Source organism: Kribbella sp. NPDC056861 (assembly GCF_040687575.1).
Classification (GTDB): domain Bacteria; phylum Actinomycetota; class Actinomycetes; order Propionibacteriales; family Kribbellaceae; genus Kribbella.
Window position 1 is genome coordinate 562,933 of record NZ_JBFBNQ010000002.1, and the last position, 16,424, is coordinate 579,356.

Consider the following 16,424-nt stretch of genomic DNA (forward strand, 5'->3'; position numbering starts at 1 on the left):
CCTGTAGGAGGTGCGCCCTGATGGCTGATCAACCCACGGCCGGCGGCGCACGACTGGCCGACGACGAAGCCATCGCGACCGCGAAGGCCATGGCCAAGGAACTCGGCGATCTGCGCCCGGAGCTCCAGCTGTACGACGACTACTACGCCGGTATCCAGGCCATGCCGAAAGAGCCCCGCCGCCTGACCCAGAAGCACAAAGACCTCCTCGCCATGGCCGTGTCGAACTGGACCCGGCTGGTGGTCGACGTGGTCAACGAGCGCCTGGTCGTCGGCGGCATCAAGTCATCCAAGGACGGCGAGCTGGACAAGGACGCCTGGGAGTTCTGGCAGGCGAACAACATGGACTTCCACCAGGCCGCGGTACACCTGTCGGCGCTCAAGTTCGGCTACACCTACACCTCCGTCTGGCCGCGTGACCAGCTCCCGCCACGCATCAACGGCGAATCCCCGCTACAGGTCCACGTACGCCGTGACGAGATCACCGGCGAGCCGACCGAGGCCGTGAAGGTCTGGGAATCGCTGCGCGCACCCCGGCACCTGTACGTGTCGCTGTACCGGCCCGAAGGTGTGTACCGGTTCCGGTCGGCCCAGGCACTGGAGGTGCTGGACAAGTACCCGGTGACCGCGCCCATGTCGGTCGACCTGGCCCAGATCGACATCGTCCCGCGCGACCCCGACGACGACGGCGGTCCCTTTCTGGACAACCCCATGGGTGTCGTCCCGTTCGTGTGGATGCCGACCCAGCCCGATCTTGAGGGCGGCACCAGCTCGGAGATTCAGGGCGTCATCCCGATCCAGGACCGCATCAACCGCACCAACTACCACCGCCTCCTGACGCAGGAGTACCTCGCGTTCCCGCAGCGGTACGTGACCGGGATCGATGTCGAGCTGGACGAGGACGGCGAACCGATCTCCCCGTTCGATACCGAGGTCGACCGGCTGTGGACCGCCTTCGCGCCGGACACGCAGTTCGGCCAGTTCCCGGCCGCCAGCCCCACCGGCTTCCTCGAGGCCAACCGCGAAGACATCCAGGCGCTGGCCACCCAGAGCCGGACTCCCCCGCACTACCTGACCGCTGGCATGGGCAACTTCCCGTCCGGGGAATCGGTCCGGGCCACCGAGTATGGCCTGTCCCGCAAGGTCGGCAACCGCCGCCAGACCTACGGCGAGGCATGGGCCGACACCATCCGCCTGTGCGCTCTGGCCGCAGGCAACCAGGCCCTCGCGACCGACATGCAGATCGGGGTCTTGTGGGACGACGTTGAGGCCCGCAGTGAAGGCGAGATCGTGGACGCGCTGTTGAAGATGTCCACGCTCGGCGTACCGCGAAAGGTGCTGTGGGAGCGTTGGGGAGCCTCCCCGCAGGAAGCCGCCAAGTGGGAAGAGATGCTCGCCGAGGAGACCCAGACCGAAGCCGGTCTCGGCCTCGCGATCGGCCAAGGCACACGCACCGTCCCCACCGGCAAGGAAGCGACCAAGCCAGAGCCTGAGCCCACGGCCGGCGCCGCGTGAGCCAGACCGGCGACGCCTGGCGCAAGGTCATCAGGAATGCCGCCGTCCTGGCCACCGCGGTTCTGTCCGGCGACTGGCCGGACCTGCGGCCCCAGTACATCTTGGACGACTGGTACGACGACGTTGCCGACCGCGCGCTGAGCGATGTGCAGGATGTCGCGACCACCGCCCGCGCCCAGACGGTGCTGTGGTTCATCGACCTGATGCTCGGCCACGGCCTCGGCGTCGATCTTCGCGCCGCCGTACTGCTGAAGAACCGGCCCGAGCTGGCCACCACCCTCTACAGCGCCGGACCCCTCCACGCGGCGAACCTGCTGGAAGCGGGCATCGACCGGGCCGAGGCCATGCGCAAGGGTTTCGACCGGCTCGCGCTGGCAGCGGGCAACCATCTGGACTCGGTGTCCAAGGCCGAGCTGCAACGCCTCATGGGCGACAACTACGCGATCCTCCAGGGCTACCGCCGCGAAGCCAAACCCGACAGTTGCGGGTTCTGCCGCCGCCTGGCCGCCCGCACCAACCCGAACCTCACTGGCTCGGTGATCTACGACGTCACCGAGCGATGGGCCAAGCCGCACCCGAACTGTCGGTGCGTGCTGCTACCGCAGCCCATCTACCGAGTCCGCCGCACCTTCAGCCGCGTCGAGCTGGCGCAGGTGCGGGAGCTGAAACGCGACCTCACCGCGCAACGTGACCGCGCTCTCGCGTCGATCGCGCAGCGGCGCGACCTGGCCGCGTAACACCCGTCGCCCCGCCGAGGGGCCACAACCCAAGGAAGGGCAGCCATGCCCGACGCACCAACCGCTGGTCCCGCCGAGGGACAGCAGCCCACTGACACCACCCAGCAGGGATCGACTCAGCCCGCCGAGGGCCAGGAGACCCAGCCGAACACCACCACACCGCCTGAGGACGACCTCGCGAAAGCGAAGCGTCAGGCGCGTCACTGGGAGTCCGAAGCCAAGCGCCGTGACAAGGCACTCGCCGACGCCATGACCCGGCTGGAATCCCTGGAGGAGCAGACCAAGTCCGCCGAGGACAAGGCGCTCGACCAGGCGCGCAAGGAAGCCAAGACCAAGGCCGACCAGGAGTGGAGCGCCAAGTACCGCACGCTCGCCGTGCGCAGTGCAGCGGTCTCCCTGCTCACCGGTCTGGTGAAGGCTCCCGACCTCGCCCTGCCCCATCTCGACCTGTCCGCGATCGACATCGCAGACGACGGAACGGTGGATCAGGACGCCCTCAAAGCGCAGGTGGAAGCGGTGCTGGAGAAGTACCCGATCCTCGCGGTTGATGCCGATGGCAACCAACCGCCCCATCCGCATGCCGACCTCGGCCCCCGCAAGACCGCACCCGCTTCCAAGAGCGTGAGTGACCAGCTTCGGGAGGCGCTGAGGCCCCGGCGATGAACCCTTCAAGGAGGGGTTGTGCCCACCTCGTACATCTCTCGCGCGGACGCAGCCGCGCTGATCATCGAGGAGCGCTCGTCCGAGATTCTGCAGGCCGCAGCTGAGGCATCCGTTGCCCTCAGCAGCTTCCGGCGCGTGAATGTCGGCACTTCGGTGCTCCGCTACAACATCCTCGACACCCTGCCCAACGCCCAGTGGCTCTCGGTCCCTCAGGGACAAGACGTCGATGTGGCCAAGAAGCCCACCACCACCATGTCGTGGGACTCGGCCACCGTCTCGGTCGAGGAGGCCGCGACGATCGTGGTCATCCCGGAGAACGTCTTGGACGACTCCACCGTGGACCTGTGGGGCGAGGTCCGCACCCGCGCCGTGGAGGCCATCGGCCGCCTGGTCGACAAGACCGTGTTCTTCGGTCAGGCCCCCGACGGCTCCGCCGTCCCGGCCGCGTTCCCGGTCGGCGGTCTCGTCGGCCGCGCGATCGCCGCAGGCAACACCTTCAAGTCCACCGACGACATCGTCATGGACTGGGCCGAGACCATGGAACTGGTCGAGAACGACGGCTACGACGTGCAGCGCGCGTTCGCCGGCCCCCAGCTCAAGGGCGTGTTCCGCACCGCGACCAACGCCCAGGGACAGCCGATCCTGGCGAACAACTTCACCTCTGATTCCGCCGTTGCACCGTTCGGCGTACCGGTGTCCTACGCGTCCCGCGGGATCTGGGACAACACCAAGGCCCTCGCTCTGATGGGTGACCCGCAGCTCGCGTGGATCGTGATGCGCCAAGACATCACCGTCAAGATGCTCGACCAGGCCACGGTCGGCGACATCAACCTCGCCGAGCAGGACGCGCTAGCAATGCGGCTCAAGATCCGCATGGGCTTCACCACGGTCGCCCCGAAGATGCCGGGCGCTCCCGCGAACGCGTTCCCGTTCGCCATCCTCGCCCCGAAGACCCCGTAACGCAGGGGTCTGTCGTGCTCGAAGTCACGATCACCGACTACGAGACCATCACCGGCACGCAGGTGCCCAAGGCAACTGAGCCGCAGGTCCGGGCCAGGCTCGGCGTGATCGCCGCCCTGGTCTGGGCCTACCTCGGCCCGCAAGCGACAGCGGTAGACGCGGCGTATCGCAACGTCTTGGTCTACCTGACGGTGATGAAGGCGTTCCGGGCCGATGCGGTACCGATCGGCATCAGGTCGGAGTCGGTCGGGTCGACCAGCGTCAGCTATGCCGATGGGTTCGGTGATCCGCTGACCTTCACCGCCGATGAGCGGTCGGTGCTGGACGGCCTGATGGGTCGCCCCCAGCGCCGCACCGTCGCCTCAGTCATCGTGGAGCTGGCGTAGCGATGAGCTATCTCGACCGCCGCCTCAACCGGCCCTGCACCGTGCACACCCGCTACCCGGATGGCCGCGACGCGCACGGCAACGTCCTTTACGCCGAGGACTCCTATCCCAGCCGCTGCTACTGCCAGATCCAAGCGCGCCTGGAAGCCCCGGACGGCCGGTCGTCGGACGACATCTATCTCGTGCTGCTTCCGGCCGCCGATGTGCTCGCGCACAAGCCACCGGCCGACCCCACCGAACAGGCAACCCTCGATTCCTTCTCCTGGTTGGAGATCGACGAGGTGGGCCGCGTGGAAGTCGACGGCGACCCGGCGTTCTGGCGCGCGCTGTCCAGCAACGGCCGGCAAGTCCATCACGTCGAAGTCACCGGACGGAGGTCGTCCACCGCATGAAGTTCTCCGTTGACCACAAGGGCATTGCGGCCATGAAGCGTGAGCCGTTCATGCACGTCGCGATGCAGGCCGCCGCCGAAACGGTCGCCGAGACCATCCCCGCGCTGGCTCCGCACCGCTCCGGCCACTACGACGCCTCGATCGACGTACGCCACATGGGCTTCGCCGACGCGAGGGTGCGGATCTACATCCGCGACTTCAAGTGGAACTGGATCGAGTACGGAGCAGGCCCCAGCCCGGTCCGTGGCGGACGGCCGTTCCCGGCCCGCGCCCCGATCCGCAATGCCGTCATCACCTGCGGCCTGCGGTTCGTCCCCGGCATGCGCGGGATCGCGTGAGCACGTATGCCGAAGTCGATATCGAAGGGCTGATTTCGCGCTACCTGCGCGCCGACACCGCCACCGCTGAGGCGACGGCCGGCCGCGTCTACACCGACCTGCCCAACGAACGGGCCTACCCGCTCGTGCTCATCCAGCGCAGCGGCGGGCCGCCCGTGGGCGGCTTCGGGCTGGCCCAGCCCAACGTCACCGTCACCGTCTACGGACTACGGCACGTCGATGCCCAGCAACTCACCGCCGCCGTGATGGCTGCCCTGCTCAACCTGCCCGGCGCCTATGCCGAGGGCTACGTCACGCGCGTGGTCCCGACCTCAACCACCTACTCACCCGATGCCGAGTCCCCGGACTCGGCCGGGCACGCACGGCCTCGCTACGTCAGCGAAATCACCGTGACCTGCCATCCCTGACAGGAGCACTCAGTCATGCCTACCCTCGACACCAAGCCGGTCGTCGGGGCGGGTGGCGGCATCTACGTCGCGCCCTACCCGACCCCGCAGCCCGCCAACTTCGCAGCCCTCGCGGCTGCCCCCTGGTCCTACCTCGGACTCATCAGCGACGACGGCGTCAGCTACACGCCGCTGGACGAGGACACCGAGGACATGAACGTCTGGCAGATGGCGTTCCCCTGGGACATCGTCACCACCGGCCAAGCCTCGTCCATCTCTGCCGCGTTGGCGCAGTGGAACCGCCACACCGTGGAGTTCTTGTTCAACGGTGGCACCTGGGATGACACCGAGGCCACCACTACGACCTTCACCCCGCCTGCAATGGGCGAGACCGAGGACTGGGCCGTGTTCCTCAACGTGCTGACCAGCTCGGCGCACAACGTCGGTGTGTTCTACCGGCACGCCAAGGTCACCGAGCGCGAGGACACCACGTTCAACAAGGGCGAGATGTCCACGCTCGGTGTCACCGTCACCATGCTCGGCACGGAGAACGCGGCCCCGCAGGTCCTGTACTTCGACAAGGCCGGGATGGCGGTGGCCCCGTGACCAGGATCGATCTGAACGCCCGCCGCGCGCAGGTCCGCGAGGCCAAGGGCGAGAGCGTCGAAATTGTCGTGGATGACCTGGTGCTGCATGCACCGGTCGAGATGCCCATCATGTTCGCCCAGTACACCGCCCAGATGGACATCCCCGCCGCCGCGCGGGAGCTGTTCGGCGACCAGGCCGAGGCGTTCCTCAAGACCCGCCCGTCGATGCAGGACCTCGAAGCAATCATGCAGGAGGCGTACGGCATCGACATGGGGGAAGCGCAGGGGCCGCCGCCCTACTTGAAGCCCTTCCCCAGCATGTAGAAGCCGACCTCCAGCGGTTCTACGGCCTGGACATCCGCGATGTCTGGGCGGGCAAGGTCGGCATGCGGCGACTCGTTGCCCTCATCACCCATCTCCCGCCCGACTCCGCACTCAGCCGGACCGTGAACAGCGGCTGGAGCGACGACCGGGAGCTGGCGGCGGCCCTGGTCGAACTGGCCCACGCCCAATTCCGGGCCACCCTCGCGGCCGGTGGCGTGAAGCGCCTGCCCCGCCCGCTCAAGGTCCCCAGACCCGATCCCTACCAGCCCGATCAGGGCACCGCTGCCGCCCCCGCACGCCCGAAGTCGCGGCAGCCCACTGAGGCCGAGGTCTTGGCCTTCTTCGCCGGGAGGTGAGCCATGGCCAAGGTCGGTGACGCCTACGTAGAGGTCAAGCCGGACTCCGACAAGTTCGGGACCTGGCTCAAGGCTCAGATGGCCGGGATCAGCGGCCAGGCCGACAAGGGCGGCCGCAACGTCGGTCTGCGGTTCGGCAACGCCATGCAGACCGGCGTTGCCTCGTCGCTGGGCCGTACCGGGCTCCTGGTGGGGCTCGGTGCGGTCATGGCGGGGCCGCTGTCGGCGGCAACTTCCGGCTTGGCCGCGGGACTCACCGCGCTCGGGTCGTCGGCCGCCTACGCAGGCGGTTCGGCCGCCGCCGCGATCCCGATCTACACCGCGCTCGCCCAGGGCATCGGCGTGACCAAGATCGGCACCATCGGCATGAAGGACGCCTTCAAGGAGGCGTTCAAGGCTCAGGCCAGCCTGGCAGCCGGGGAGAAGCTGACCGAGGCCCAGCAGCAGAAGCTGACCGCCTCGATGAAGAACCTGGCACCGGCTGCACGTCAGGTCGTCGGGGAAACGGTGAAGCTGTATCCGGCCTTCCAGAAGCTGCGCCTAGGTGTCCAGCAGCGCCTGTTTGCAGGTGTCGCCGGGGTCATGAAGTCCACGGCCGGCCGCGTGCTGCCGCTGCTGACGCGCCAGCTCAACACCGGTGCCACGTCGGTCAACCGGCTCGGCAAGGCGTTCGTGTCCGCCAACACCACCACCCATGCCCTGCGGGACTGGGGCCGGATCATGGGCGCGAACAACACCATCCTCAAGCTGATGGGCTCGGCCGCGATCCGGGCCTTCACCGGCGCACGATCCGCGCTCCTTCCAATGCTGCCGTTCGGTGTCCAGCTCGCCCGGTCGATCAACAACATCGCGTTGTCGTTCGCCCGATGGGCGGCTAGCACCAAGGGCTCGAACCAGATCACCGTGTTCATGCGCGGCGCGTTCGTCTCCGCGAAGCTACTGCTATCGATCGCCAAGAACCTCGCGGTTGCACTCGGCAACATCTTCAAGCAGGGCAAGGGCACCGGGGACTCCCTGCTGGTCCTGATCAACAACCTGACCGCGAGGTTCGCCGCCTGGACGAGTTCCCTCAAGGGCCGCTCGGCGTTGCAGCGCTGGTTCGCTGAGGGCAAGCAGACCATGGTCGAGTTCGGCGGCCTGATCGCCGACATCGCCAAGGCATTCGGTGCCCTGGCCGGTACGTCGGACCCCTCCGACACCATCGCCGGAATCCGGCAGGCCATCGCCCCGCTGCTCGGCCTGCTTCAGCAGATCAACGCCACCGGCGTCGGGCAGCAGGTCATCGACGGCATCGCCCAGATCGGCGCTGCGCTCCAGCAGATGAATGCGGGCGGCGCGGTCGCGTCGTTCGTGTCGTCGCTGGCCTCGATGACTACCACCCTCGCCCACCTGATTACCTCGATCCCCGGTGGAACGCAGGCCGTCGCAAGTCTTGCGACTGTCCTGGGCACGCTGGCCGCGATCCGGTTCGTCGGAACCGTGACCGGCATCAGTTCCGTGGTCGGGGCGCTGGGCAGGCTGGGTGCCGCAGGCGTCAAGTCCCAGGGCGGCGTCGTCGGGACCTTCGACACGATCCGCCTCAAGGGCATGTTGCTGGCCGACTCGATGCGCGGCATCGGAGCCAAGATGGTGTCCGGGCTGTCGACCGCCTGGACCGGTATCGGCGTCGGCGCGATCAACACCCAGTCGAAACTGACCAAGTTCGGCTACACCGTGCAGGAGACGTTCCTCCAGCTCGGCTCCAAGATCGCCACCGGCGTCCGGTCCGCCGGTAGCGCGCTCGCACGATTCGGCAGCGCAGCCGTGCAGACCGGCGCGCGGATCGGGTCGTCCATCGGGTCCGGCGTCGCCACGGCCGGCAGTGCCCTCGGGCGCTACGGCGCGGCGCTTGGGCGCGGCGCGGCAGCCGGTGCCCAGATCATCGCCATGAACGCCCGCGTCGGCGCATCCCTGCTGCTGATGGCCACTCGCTCGGCGCTCGCGACTGCGAAGACTCTCATCATCCGTGCGGCGATGGCCGCGTGGGTGCCGATCCAGTGGGCGCTGAACGCCGCCATGACCGCCAACCCCATCGGGCTGGTGGTGGCCGGGCTCGTTTTGCTGGCCGGAGCGATCTACCTGGCGTGGACCCGCAGCTCCACGTTCCGCAGCGTCGCGATGGCCGTGTTCAGCGCGATCCGTTCCGTTGTCGTCAGCAACCTTCAGGTCGTCCGTTCGGTGATCCAGTCCGTCTGGGCGTGGGCCGGACCCTTTGTTTCCAAGGCTGCTTCGGTCATCGGCTCCGTGATCGGAACCTACTTCCGCCTCTACGCGGCAGTGGTCCGTACCAGCCTCGCCGTGGTCCGCTCGGTCGTCTCGGCCGTCTTCGGATTCGTCCGGTCGTACATCGTCGCTAACGTCCAGGCCGCCCGCTCCGTGGTCGCAGCGGTCTTCGGGTTCATCCGCTCATTCGTCCAATCGTCCGTGCGCGGCGTCCAGTCGGCAGTCGCCGGACTTTTGGCCGTGCGAGCGCGAGCCGCCGAGGCGTTCAACGGTGCCAAGGCCGCTGTCGTTTCGGCGATGAGCGGGCTGAAGTCGGCGGTGCTGTCCGGCGTTTCGTCAGCCGTACAAGCGGTTTCGTCGCTGAAGTCGAAGGTGACCGGTGCCGTGTCCGGCGCGGCCGGGTGGCTCGTGTCGGCCGGTGGTGACCTGATCCGTGGACTGATCAACGGCATCTCCTCGATGGCCGGAGCCGTCGCAGACAAGGCCCGCTCGGTCGTTTCCGGCGCGGTCAAGGCCGCCAAGGATGCCCTGAGCATCAAGTCGCCGTCGCGGGTGTTCATGGTCATTGGCCGCCAGACGATCCAAGGCTTCGTCGCCGGTCTCAACGACTCCGCTGCATCGGCGAGCAAGGTCACTGCGGCGCTGATGAACAAGATCATCGACGCGGCCAACAAGGCGTACGCGACCAAGGGCATCACCAAGGCTCAGCGCGCCGCGATCCTCGCCCAGCGCAACAAGCTGCTTGCCTATGTCTCCAAGGCGTACAGCAAGGTCATCGCGCCGACCGCGAAGAAGATCGATGCCCTCGCTGCCTCGATCACCGCGACCACGGCACGGCTCAAGTCGTTGACCGAAGCCCGCGCCCAGGTGTTCACGAACATCCGCGATGCCAACCTCGGCGGGCGCGACCTGTTCGGCGACCTGATGCAAGGAATCGCCCCGGACCCGGCCGCCGTGATCGCCCGGTTGCAGGCCAACCTGAAGGCGCTGACGGCGTTCCGGACCAAGATCGCCGCCTTGGTGAAGAAGGGCCTCAACAGCGAGGTCATTCAGCAGATCGCCGCCCAGGGCGCGACGGCCGGCGGCCAGATGGCCGACGTGCTGCTCAAGTCCACCCCGGCGCAGATCAAGCAACTCAACTCCACCTATGCCGCGATCGGCACTCAGGCCAGCTCGCTCGGCAACACGGTCGCGGGGGGCATGTATGACGCCGGGATCAGGGCCGCCCAGGGCTTGCTGAAGGGCTTGCAGTCCCAGAAGGCCGCGCTGGAGAAGTACCTCACTGGCCTCGCGAACGCGATGGTTGCGGCGCTGCGCAAGACGCTCAAGATCAAGTCGCCGTCGCGGGTCTTCCAAGACATCGGCTGGAACACCGGCGCCGGTCTCGCGCTCGGTCTGGAGCGCTCACAGTCCCTGGTCGACCGCGCCCAGCTCAGCCTGGCCGGTGTCCTCGGAACCGGTACCCGGCTGCCGGACGGTTTTGGGCCGCAGCTCGCGATCGGTCAGCTTCGCGTGTTCATCGGCGACCGCGAGATCACCGACATCGCCCGCACCGAGGTCAAGGCAGCCACCAGGACCCAGGCGGACAAGACCTTGCGGAGGACCACGGTATGACCAGCTGGACGCAGGTCACCTACGCCCGCCACTCGTGGCAGGAAGTCGCCGACCAGGTCCCGACCTGGCAGGCGCTGAAGGACAACCCCGGCGAGCCCACCGCCATCACGCTCTACGCCGAGCCCCGGCCGGGCAGTGGCGGTGTGCTGCTGGAGGCGTTCGCGCCGTTCCGGTTTAACTGGGCCACCATCACCCGCACCGCGCCGGGTGGTGTGGCTGAGCCGATCCGTGACGGCGTCAACGTCGCGCTCAATGACGGTGGCTGGATCGGGTTCGACTATGAGGCCCCGCTCGGCGTACCGCTGACCTACACCGCGACCTTCACCCGCACCGGCGACCCCGAAACCGTCGTCGCCGCCAGCCCGGCCGTGGTCCTGGACGCTGGCGGGTACGGCCGCGCGTGGCTGTCAAACGCCGTCGACCCCGCGTCGGCTGTGCTCGCGTGGGTCGAAGGGCTCGATGAGATCGAACGGCCGGCCGAAGTCGGCGTGTTCGACATGGTCGGCCGCTCGCTGCCCGTCGTCGTCACCGGCACCCGCGGATCCCGTCGCGGACAGCTCCGCCTCGTCACCGCCACGTTGGACGAGCGCGACGCTCTGTGGGGGCTGCTCGATGACGGCGACGTGCTGCTCTTGCGCACCACCCGCGAGTTCGGCATCGGGAATCTCTACTTCGCCGTCCAGAAGGCCACCGAGTCGCGGGCGACCCGTCTCGGCATGCACCCGGCCCGGCGTTTCGGCCTGGAGTTCGTGGAGACCTCCGCCCCGATCGGCCGCCTGGTGTCGGGGCGCGACAACACCTGGCGGCAGGTCGTCACCGGTGCCGCGACCTGGCAGGACGTCAAGGACCAGCGGGCCGATTGGCTCGACGTTTACCGGACTCCGTTCGCGGTCGGCTGATGTACCCGGTCTCGCAACGGTTCCTCGACGCCGTCCGCCAGTCACACCGCATGGTCGCCTACGTCGACCTGTTCTCCGGCAACCGCCGAGTCAACCGCGTCCCCATCAGCTCCGGATCGGTCAGTCTCGACCGGACATCGCAGGTCCGTGCACAGGTCGATCTCACGATCGCCCGCCGCGACATCGCCGGATTCCTCGGCAACCGCACCCTCACCCCCTACAGCACCGAAGTGCAGGTGCACCGCGGAATCCAGTTCGCAGACGGCAAGGAAGAAACCGTCCCGCTGGCGCGGGCCTTCCTGACCGAAGTCACCTGGGACAGCAAAGAAATGCTGACCGTGCGGGCTTTCGACCGCACCGCCCTCATCGCCGACGCCAAGTTCCCCACCCGGCGCACCATCCAAGGCCCGTCCGCGCTCGACCTGATCGCCATGCTCGCCGCCGAGCCGTGGGCAGCGACGTGGAACGCAGGCACATTCGACCGGCCCGCAACCCTCACCGTCCTGCCTGGTGTTGTCGACAAGCCGGTGCCCGCGACCGAGGTCGATGAGGACCGCTGGAACGCGATCCAGCAACTGGCCTACCAGCTCAACGCCGAGGTCTACGCGGCCTACGACGACTCGCGCTTGATCGTTGCCAAGAGCCCCGAGATGGTCACCCCCGCGCCCGTGTGGGCGGTCGACTTCGGCGCGTCCGGATCGCTGGCCGACTGGGAACAGACCATCAGCCGCGAAACCGTCTACAACGCCGTCTCGGTGCAGGGCAAAGGTGTTCCGCCGTTTGCCGACCCCTACGGCTACGTCGAAGACACCACCCCGACCAGCCCCACCTATGTGCGCACCTTCGGCCGCCGAACCTTGATTCAGCAGGTCGATTACCTCCAAGACTCCGCCGCCTGCCTCGCTGCCGCCCGCCAGCTCCTGGCGCGCTCGCTCGGCCTGTCCTCGTCGGTCGACCTGTCGATCGCCCCCAACCCCGCCTTGCGTCCCGGAGACGCCGTCACCGTGGCCCTCCCAGACGGCAGCACCTCTCTGCGGGTCATCGACAGCCTCGCCATCCCTCTCACTCCAGCGGGCGAGTTCTCCCTCAACACCCGAACCACAGCGATCACCTTGCCCGCCTGAACGGAGGCGTTGTGCCCAATTACACCGCCAAGAACGCACTCCCCTACCCGCTACTCACTGAGCCACCAGACGGCCCCGCCGCGTTCCAAGCCCTTGCCGAACGCATCGAACAGGTGTGGGCCGTCCCGCGACCGGCCGCCGTACTCAAAGCCAAGGACGTACAGAGCATCCCGGCCAACAGCAACGTCCAGATCTTCTACCAAACCCCGCTGGTGAATTCGGGCGGCATGGCCGACCTGCCCAATGGCCGTCTGGTCGCACCGGTCGCCGGGATCTACACCATCGTCGGACAGCTCGCGTTCCAGTACGTCGCCTCGAACGGCACCTACCGTCGCGCGAACCTCAAAGTCGGCGCGACCGATGTCAACTTCCACGCCGTCGACGCCGCCACCGCCAACAGCCTGCCCACCACCGTGCAATGCACCTGGACCGGTCTGTGTGCGGCAGGCGACCCAATCACGCTGTTCGCCTTCCAGAACCACAGCGCAGCCATCGGCACCGTCATCCAGCCCTACTACTGCTCCCTGGCCGGATGGCTCGTTCACGCCACCTAGGAGGCAACCCCGTGGCATGGATCAGTTTCCGCGCCTCCCGCGCCGACAACACCATCTACTGGCAAGTCGTCCCCGCGCCCGTCGATGGCGACGACCGGCTCAACATCGAGATCCCCGACCCGATGGTCAACAACGCCGCCGCGATCGAGCGACTGATCGCTTCGGCGATCCAGGCCGAGTTCTGCGGCGGATGCGACGGCGCGACCGTCAGCCTCGGACAGCCCTGGGGCGGCGCCGGATACCACTCGGCCGAATGCCCTTGGTACTACGGCTGGACCGTGCGCGACCAGCCCTGGGCCACGAGAAACCTCACTCCGGAACCAACACCGGAAACCCCACCTGAGTAAGGAGAAACCGCCCATGGGCGTGTTCGAAAGCAACCCTCGCACCGGGCCTGACTACCCAGCCCCGACCGCCGAGCCCACGCAGGCCGGAGCGCTGCCCGACCCCAACCAGCTCGGCGAGCCCGCCACGGCCGGCACCGAGCCGGAGGCCGAGGTCACGCAGGTCATCGAGCCCGAGCCTCCGGTCGAGACAGACACCGAAGTTGGGACCGACGAGGAGCCCGACACCACGCCGGACGAGACGGACCACTGATGGCAGCCCCCGCCAAGTACGGACCCAACCCGCACGCCGGAGCCTCGGTCAACAACGCACAAGCCCGCGGCTGGGGCACCGGCTGGCCGCACGCCCAAACCTCCAAGATGACCACTGTCACGGCGGCCGGAGTGAAGGTCAGCGTTCGCCGCGAGGTCGCCGCCCTCGTTCAGACCTTGCTACTGGTCACCGAGAAGTACGGCTACGACGTCAAGGCCGGTCAGACCTGGGGTTTCGCGAACCGGCCCATCGCGGGCACCAAGACCGCCAGCAACCACAGCTGGGGACTGGCCGTCGATGTGAACTCGATTCCGAACAGACAGGGCACGCCGTTCAAGAGCGACCTTCCCCCGAAGGTCGTCAGCGCCTGGGAATCGTGCGGCTTCTACTGGGGCGGCCGGTACACCAAGGCCAAGCCCGACCCGATGCACTTCGAGTACATCGGCACCCCCAAGACCGTCGCCACGCACCTGGCCAAGGCCAAGGCGATGCTGACGCCGGTGGTCGCGCCTCCGCTCGACCTGTCGCTGCTCATGAAGCAGTGGCGCATCGACAAGGGCAAGAAGCCCACCGAGACCCTCAGCGCTTCCGAGAAGCACTGGATCGGCTGGTACCGCCGCAGCTACGCCATCTTGCTCACCCGCAAGGGCGTGAAGTTCAACGGCTCCGAGTCCTTCGTCAGCCTCACGACCCGATTCCAGCGCGCCTACGGCCTCGCTCCGGATGGCGTCCCTGGCCCCAAGACCGCCGACATGCTGCGCCGTCTTGCGGGCTACCGCGTCCAGCCCTGACCCACGTACACCCCCGTCCCTCCTCGAGTAACCGAAGGGAGGTTACTCACCCATGCTCTGGAAGAGAGAACCCGCGCTGTTCCTCGGTGCCGTCCAGGCCGTCGTAGCGCTGGCGGTCGCGTTCGGACTCCACCTGTCCACCGTGCAGACCGGCTCAATCCTCGCCGTCACCGCCGCCATTCTCGCCCTGATCACCCGGTCCCAGGTCACGCCCACCGCGGCCCTGCCGCCGGCCGAAACCGAAGTCCCCACCACGGACGAGTTCTGAGCGGAGCCAACCCATGCTGAACGACCGGGTCCGCACCATCCTCATCGTCGCCGTGTCCCTGGTCTGGGTGGCCAACTACACCGCCAGCATCATCAACCCGAACTACAAACCCGACCCCGCCATCAACGCACCCTTCCTCGCCGTCATCGGCGCGCTGGTGGCGAGCGGTCGCGGCGGCGGGAAGTCAGACCCCAAGCCGCCCAAGGAGGACGAGAGCGAATGACCGCTCAGACCTACGCCCAGGCAGCGCTCCTGTGGGGCATGCTCGGCTTCCTCGCGGGCTACCTGACCAGCTCCGCCTGGCAGGCAGCCACCGACAAGTTCCGGGGAGGACACCGGCGACCACGCGCAGCACTCGGCGCGCTCGTCCTGATCCTCGCTGTCGTCATGACCATCCAGAACTACCTCTACCAGCGCGACCGGTCCCGCTCTATCGAGTGCCAAGCCCAATACAACCTTGCCTTCTCCCGAGCCCTGGCCGAGCGGTCCAAGATCGCTGACGACGACCGAGCCAACCAGAACCTGCTGGCCCGCACGATCGCCCGCAGCCCCGAACGGGAAGTCATGATGAAGGCGCTCGATGCCTACCTGCGCCAGCAGGCTGCCAATGACGCAGAGCGCAGGGCTAATCCACTGCCTCCGGTGCCAACCGGACAGTGTGGAATCTAGGCGTCGTCCCAGGACTCACGCCAGCCGTACTCGTTGGACCACGACCCCGCGAGATCCTTGAGCGTTTGACGCAAGCAAGAAAGGTCCGGGGAGTCCGAGTCGTGGGCTTCTCCGTACCGGACCAGGATGTGGCGTATCGCGTCGCATTGCCTACGCATGTCGAGCGCCCAGCGCAAGAAAGCCGCGCCGTGCGCCCCGTCCTGGTACTCGCGGGACTCGATCGCTACCTGGTTCTCACGGCCGGTCAGTTGATGTGCAACGAACGAGAACAGAGCATCCCCGCGAATGTCCGGAAGAGCAGGAGCGGGCCTACTGAAGTGCAGATCGATCCAGCCCTGAGGCTGCCGATCACCAAGCACCCGCCGCACATCTCCGATTCCACGACTCCCCATGACAGCATTGGAACATATGTTCGAGACTGAGTCGAGGTCAGTTGTTGTTGGCTTCGGGCTGCGCGACGAGATAGGCGAACGTGCGAACCGCGTCCACCAGGGTTCCAGCGCTCACGCAGCACCACTGATCGAACAGAGGCTCCCGGCGCGGGCTATCCGGGTAACGGCCGGCCTCCCAAGCGCGACTGAGCAAGTCCACGAAACGGTTCTCCCAGTCCTCCGTGTCCCGCCGCGTACCGTGCTCCCGACGATCCAAGGCCAGCAGCTTTCCGAGTTCATGACCATCAACCCCCTTCGGCCAGGCGTCACGCTGCGGCAGAAGAACTGTCTTGAGCGCAAGTTCGGCAGCGTGGTTGGCCGCGAAGACCAGCGGTCGCCCCAACAGCCAACCTGAATGACCGCCCGCTTCCTTCGACGCGTATTCGGCCATCACGCCGAGGGCGGCTAGGTGCTGATCCCGAACCTCAGACCACTTGGACTCCTCGTTGGGAAATCCATCCCAGTCGAGCGACAGGCAGCACGAGTCGTCGGCGTGATCACCTTCGCTGTCCTCCCTCGAGAAGAAGAGCTGGTTCAACTCCGGCAAGTGGATCGTCATACCGATGACCCTA

The 16,424-nt window shown here is 67.4% G+C and carries 23 protein-coding genes; 21 read left to right on the plus strand and 2 right to left on the minus strand.

Annotated elements, in window-relative coordinates:
* Positions 1-20 precede the first annotated feature (20 nt).
* From AB0P21_RS09720 to AB0P21_RS09820, 21 genes are all read left to right on the plus strand, one after another.
* Positions 21-1,514 (plus strand): phage portal protein, encoded by a 1,494-nt coding sequence (locus AB0P21_RS09720; RefSeq protein WP_363695238.1) that lies wholly within the window; start codon positions 21-23, stop codon positions 1,512-1,514.
* On the plus strand, positions 1,511-2,251 hold the full coding sequence (locus AB0P21_RS09725; protein WP_363695239.1) for a hypothetical protein: 741 nt from the start codon (positions 1,511-1,513) through the stop codon (positions 2,249-2,251). The genes AB0P21_RS09720 and AB0P21_RS09725 overlap by 4 nt, the downstream gene beginning before the upstream one ends.
* A 45-nt stretch (positions 2,252-2,296) precedes the next feature.
* Positions 2,297-2,914: a hypothetical protein gene (locus AB0P21_RS09730; protein WP_363695241.1), complete on the plus strand. Its 618-nt coding sequence runs from the start codon at positions 2,297-2,299 to the stop codon at positions 2,912-2,914.
* Positions 2,915-2,932: 18 nt separating this feature from the next.
* Positions 2,933-3,874, plus strand: a complete 942-nt coding sequence (locus AB0P21_RS09735) for a phage major capsid protein (RefSeq protein ID WP_363695243.1) — start codon at positions 2,933-2,935, stop codon at positions 3,872-3,874.
* Positions 3,875-3,888: 14 nt separating this feature from the next.
* A complete protein-coding gene (locus AB0P21_RS09740; RefSeq protein ID WP_363695245.1) occupies positions 3,889-4,260 on the plus strand; it encodes a hypothetical protein in 372 nt (123 codons plus the stop codon).
* Between the two features lie 2 nt (positions 4,261-4,262).
* Entirely contained in the window at positions 4,263-4,652 is a 390-nt protein-coding gene (locus tag AB0P21_RS09745; protein ID WP_363695246.1) for a hypothetical protein, read from the plus strand.
* Positions 4,649-4,990 (plus strand): hypothetical protein, encoded by a 342-nt coding sequence (locus tag AB0P21_RS09750; RefSeq protein ID WP_363695248.1) that lies wholly within the window; start codon positions 4,649-4,651, stop codon positions 4,988-4,990. Before AB0P21_RS09745 ends, AB0P21_RS09750 begins: the two co-directional genes overlap by 4 nt.
* The gene (locus AB0P21_RS09755; protein ID WP_363695250.1) at positions 4,987-5,397 is read left to right on the plus strand and encodes a DUF3168 domain-containing protein; all 411 of its coding nucleotides are present in this window, start codon (positions 4,987-4,989) and stop codon (positions 5,395-5,397) included. The genes AB0P21_RS09750 and AB0P21_RS09755 overlap by 4 nt, the downstream gene beginning before the upstream one ends.
* Before the next feature lie 15 nt (positions 5,398-5,412).
* Positions 5,413-5,982 carry a hypothetical protein gene (locus tag AB0P21_RS09760; RefSeq protein WP_363695251.1) on the plus strand — a complete coding sequence of 190 codons (570 nt, stop codon included), beginning with the start codon at positions 5,413-5,415 and terminating at the stop codon, positions 5,980-5,982.
* Positions 5,979-6,287: a hypothetical protein gene (locus AB0P21_RS09765; protein ID WP_363695253.1), complete on the plus strand. Its 309-nt coding sequence runs from the start codon at positions 5,979-5,981 to the stop codon at positions 6,285-6,287. The genes AB0P21_RS09760 and AB0P21_RS09765 overlap by 4 nt, the downstream gene beginning before the upstream one ends.
* Before the next feature lie 62 nt (positions 6,288-6,349).
* Positions 6,350-6,643: a hypothetical protein gene (locus AB0P21_RS09770; protein ID WP_363695255.1), complete on the plus strand. Its 294-nt coding sequence runs from the start codon at positions 6,350-6,352 to the stop codon at positions 6,641-6,643.
* Between the two features lie 3 nt (positions 6,644-6,646).
* Entirely contained in the window at positions 6,647-10,519 is a 3,873-nt protein-coding gene (locus tag AB0P21_RS09775) for a hypothetical protein (protein WP_363695256.1), read from the plus strand.
* Positions 10,516-11,418, plus strand: coding sequence for a hypothetical protein (locus AB0P21_RS09780; RefSeq protein ID WP_363695258.1), 903 nt, complete (start codon positions 10,516-10,518; stop codon positions 11,416-11,418). Before AB0P21_RS09775 ends, AB0P21_RS09780 begins: the two co-directional genes overlap by 4 nt.
* Before the next feature lie 50 nt (positions 11,419-11,468).
* A complete protein-coding gene (locus AB0P21_RS09785; protein ID WP_363695260.1) occupies positions 11,469-12,542 on the plus strand; it encodes a DUF5047 domain-containing protein in 1,074 nt (357 codons plus the stop codon).
* An 11-nt stretch (positions 12,543-12,553) separates the two neighbouring features.
* Positions 12,554-13,096 (plus strand): hypothetical protein, encoded by a 543-nt coding sequence (locus AB0P21_RS09790; RefSeq protein WP_363695261.1) that lies wholly within the window; start codon positions 12,554-12,556, stop codon positions 13,094-13,096.
* Positions 13,097-13,107: 11 nt separating this feature from the next.
* On the plus strand, positions 13,108-13,443 hold the full coding sequence (locus AB0P21_RS09795) for a hypothetical protein (protein ID WP_363695263.1): 336 nt from the start codon (positions 13,108-13,110) through the stop codon (positions 13,441-13,443).
* A gap of 13 nt (positions 13,444-13,456) precedes the next feature.
* Positions 13,457-13,693, plus strand: a complete 237-nt coding sequence (locus AB0P21_RS09800) for a hypothetical protein (RefSeq protein WP_363695264.1) — start codon at positions 13,457-13,459, stop codon at positions 13,691-13,693.
* Positions 13,693-14,484, plus strand: coding sequence for a M15 family metallopeptidase (locus AB0P21_RS09805; RefSeq protein WP_363695266.1), 792 nt, complete (start codon positions 13,693-13,695; stop codon positions 14,482-14,484). The genes AB0P21_RS09800 and AB0P21_RS09805 overlap by 1 nt, the downstream gene beginning before the upstream one ends.
* 52 nt (positions 14,485-14,536) lie before the next feature.
* The gene (locus tag AB0P21_RS09810) at positions 14,537-14,752 is read left to right on the plus strand and encodes a hypothetical protein (protein ID WP_363695267.1); all 216 of its coding nucleotides are present in this window, start codon (positions 14,537-14,539) and stop codon (positions 14,750-14,752) included.
* Positions 14,753-14,765: 13 nt separating this feature from the next.
* Positions 14,766-14,975, plus strand: coding sequence for a hypothetical protein (locus AB0P21_RS09815; protein WP_363695269.1), 210 nt, complete (start codon positions 14,766-14,768; stop codon positions 14,973-14,975).
* Positions 14,972-15,421, plus strand: a complete 450-nt coding sequence (locus tag AB0P21_RS09820; protein ID WP_363695271.1) for a hypothetical protein — start codon at positions 14,972-14,974, stop codon at positions 15,419-15,421. The genes AB0P21_RS09815 and AB0P21_RS09820 overlap by 4 nt, the downstream gene beginning before the upstream one ends.
* Here the strand turns inward: AB0P21_RS09820 and AB0P21_RS09825 are convergent.
* Positions 15,418-15,813 (minus strand): hypothetical protein, encoded by a 396-nt coding sequence (locus AB0P21_RS09825; protein ID WP_363695272.1) that lies wholly within the window; start codon positions 15,811-15,813, stop codon positions 15,418-15,420. The genes AB0P21_RS09820 and AB0P21_RS09825 overlap by 4 nt on opposite strands.
* A gap of 37 nt (positions 15,814-15,850) precedes the next feature.
* Positions 15,851-16,411, minus strand: coding sequence for a HEPN domain-containing protein (locus AB0P21_RS09830; RefSeq protein ID WP_363695273.1), 561 nt, complete (start codon positions 16,409-16,411; stop codon positions 15,851-15,853).
* Positions 16,412-16,424: the final 13 nt, after the last annotated feature.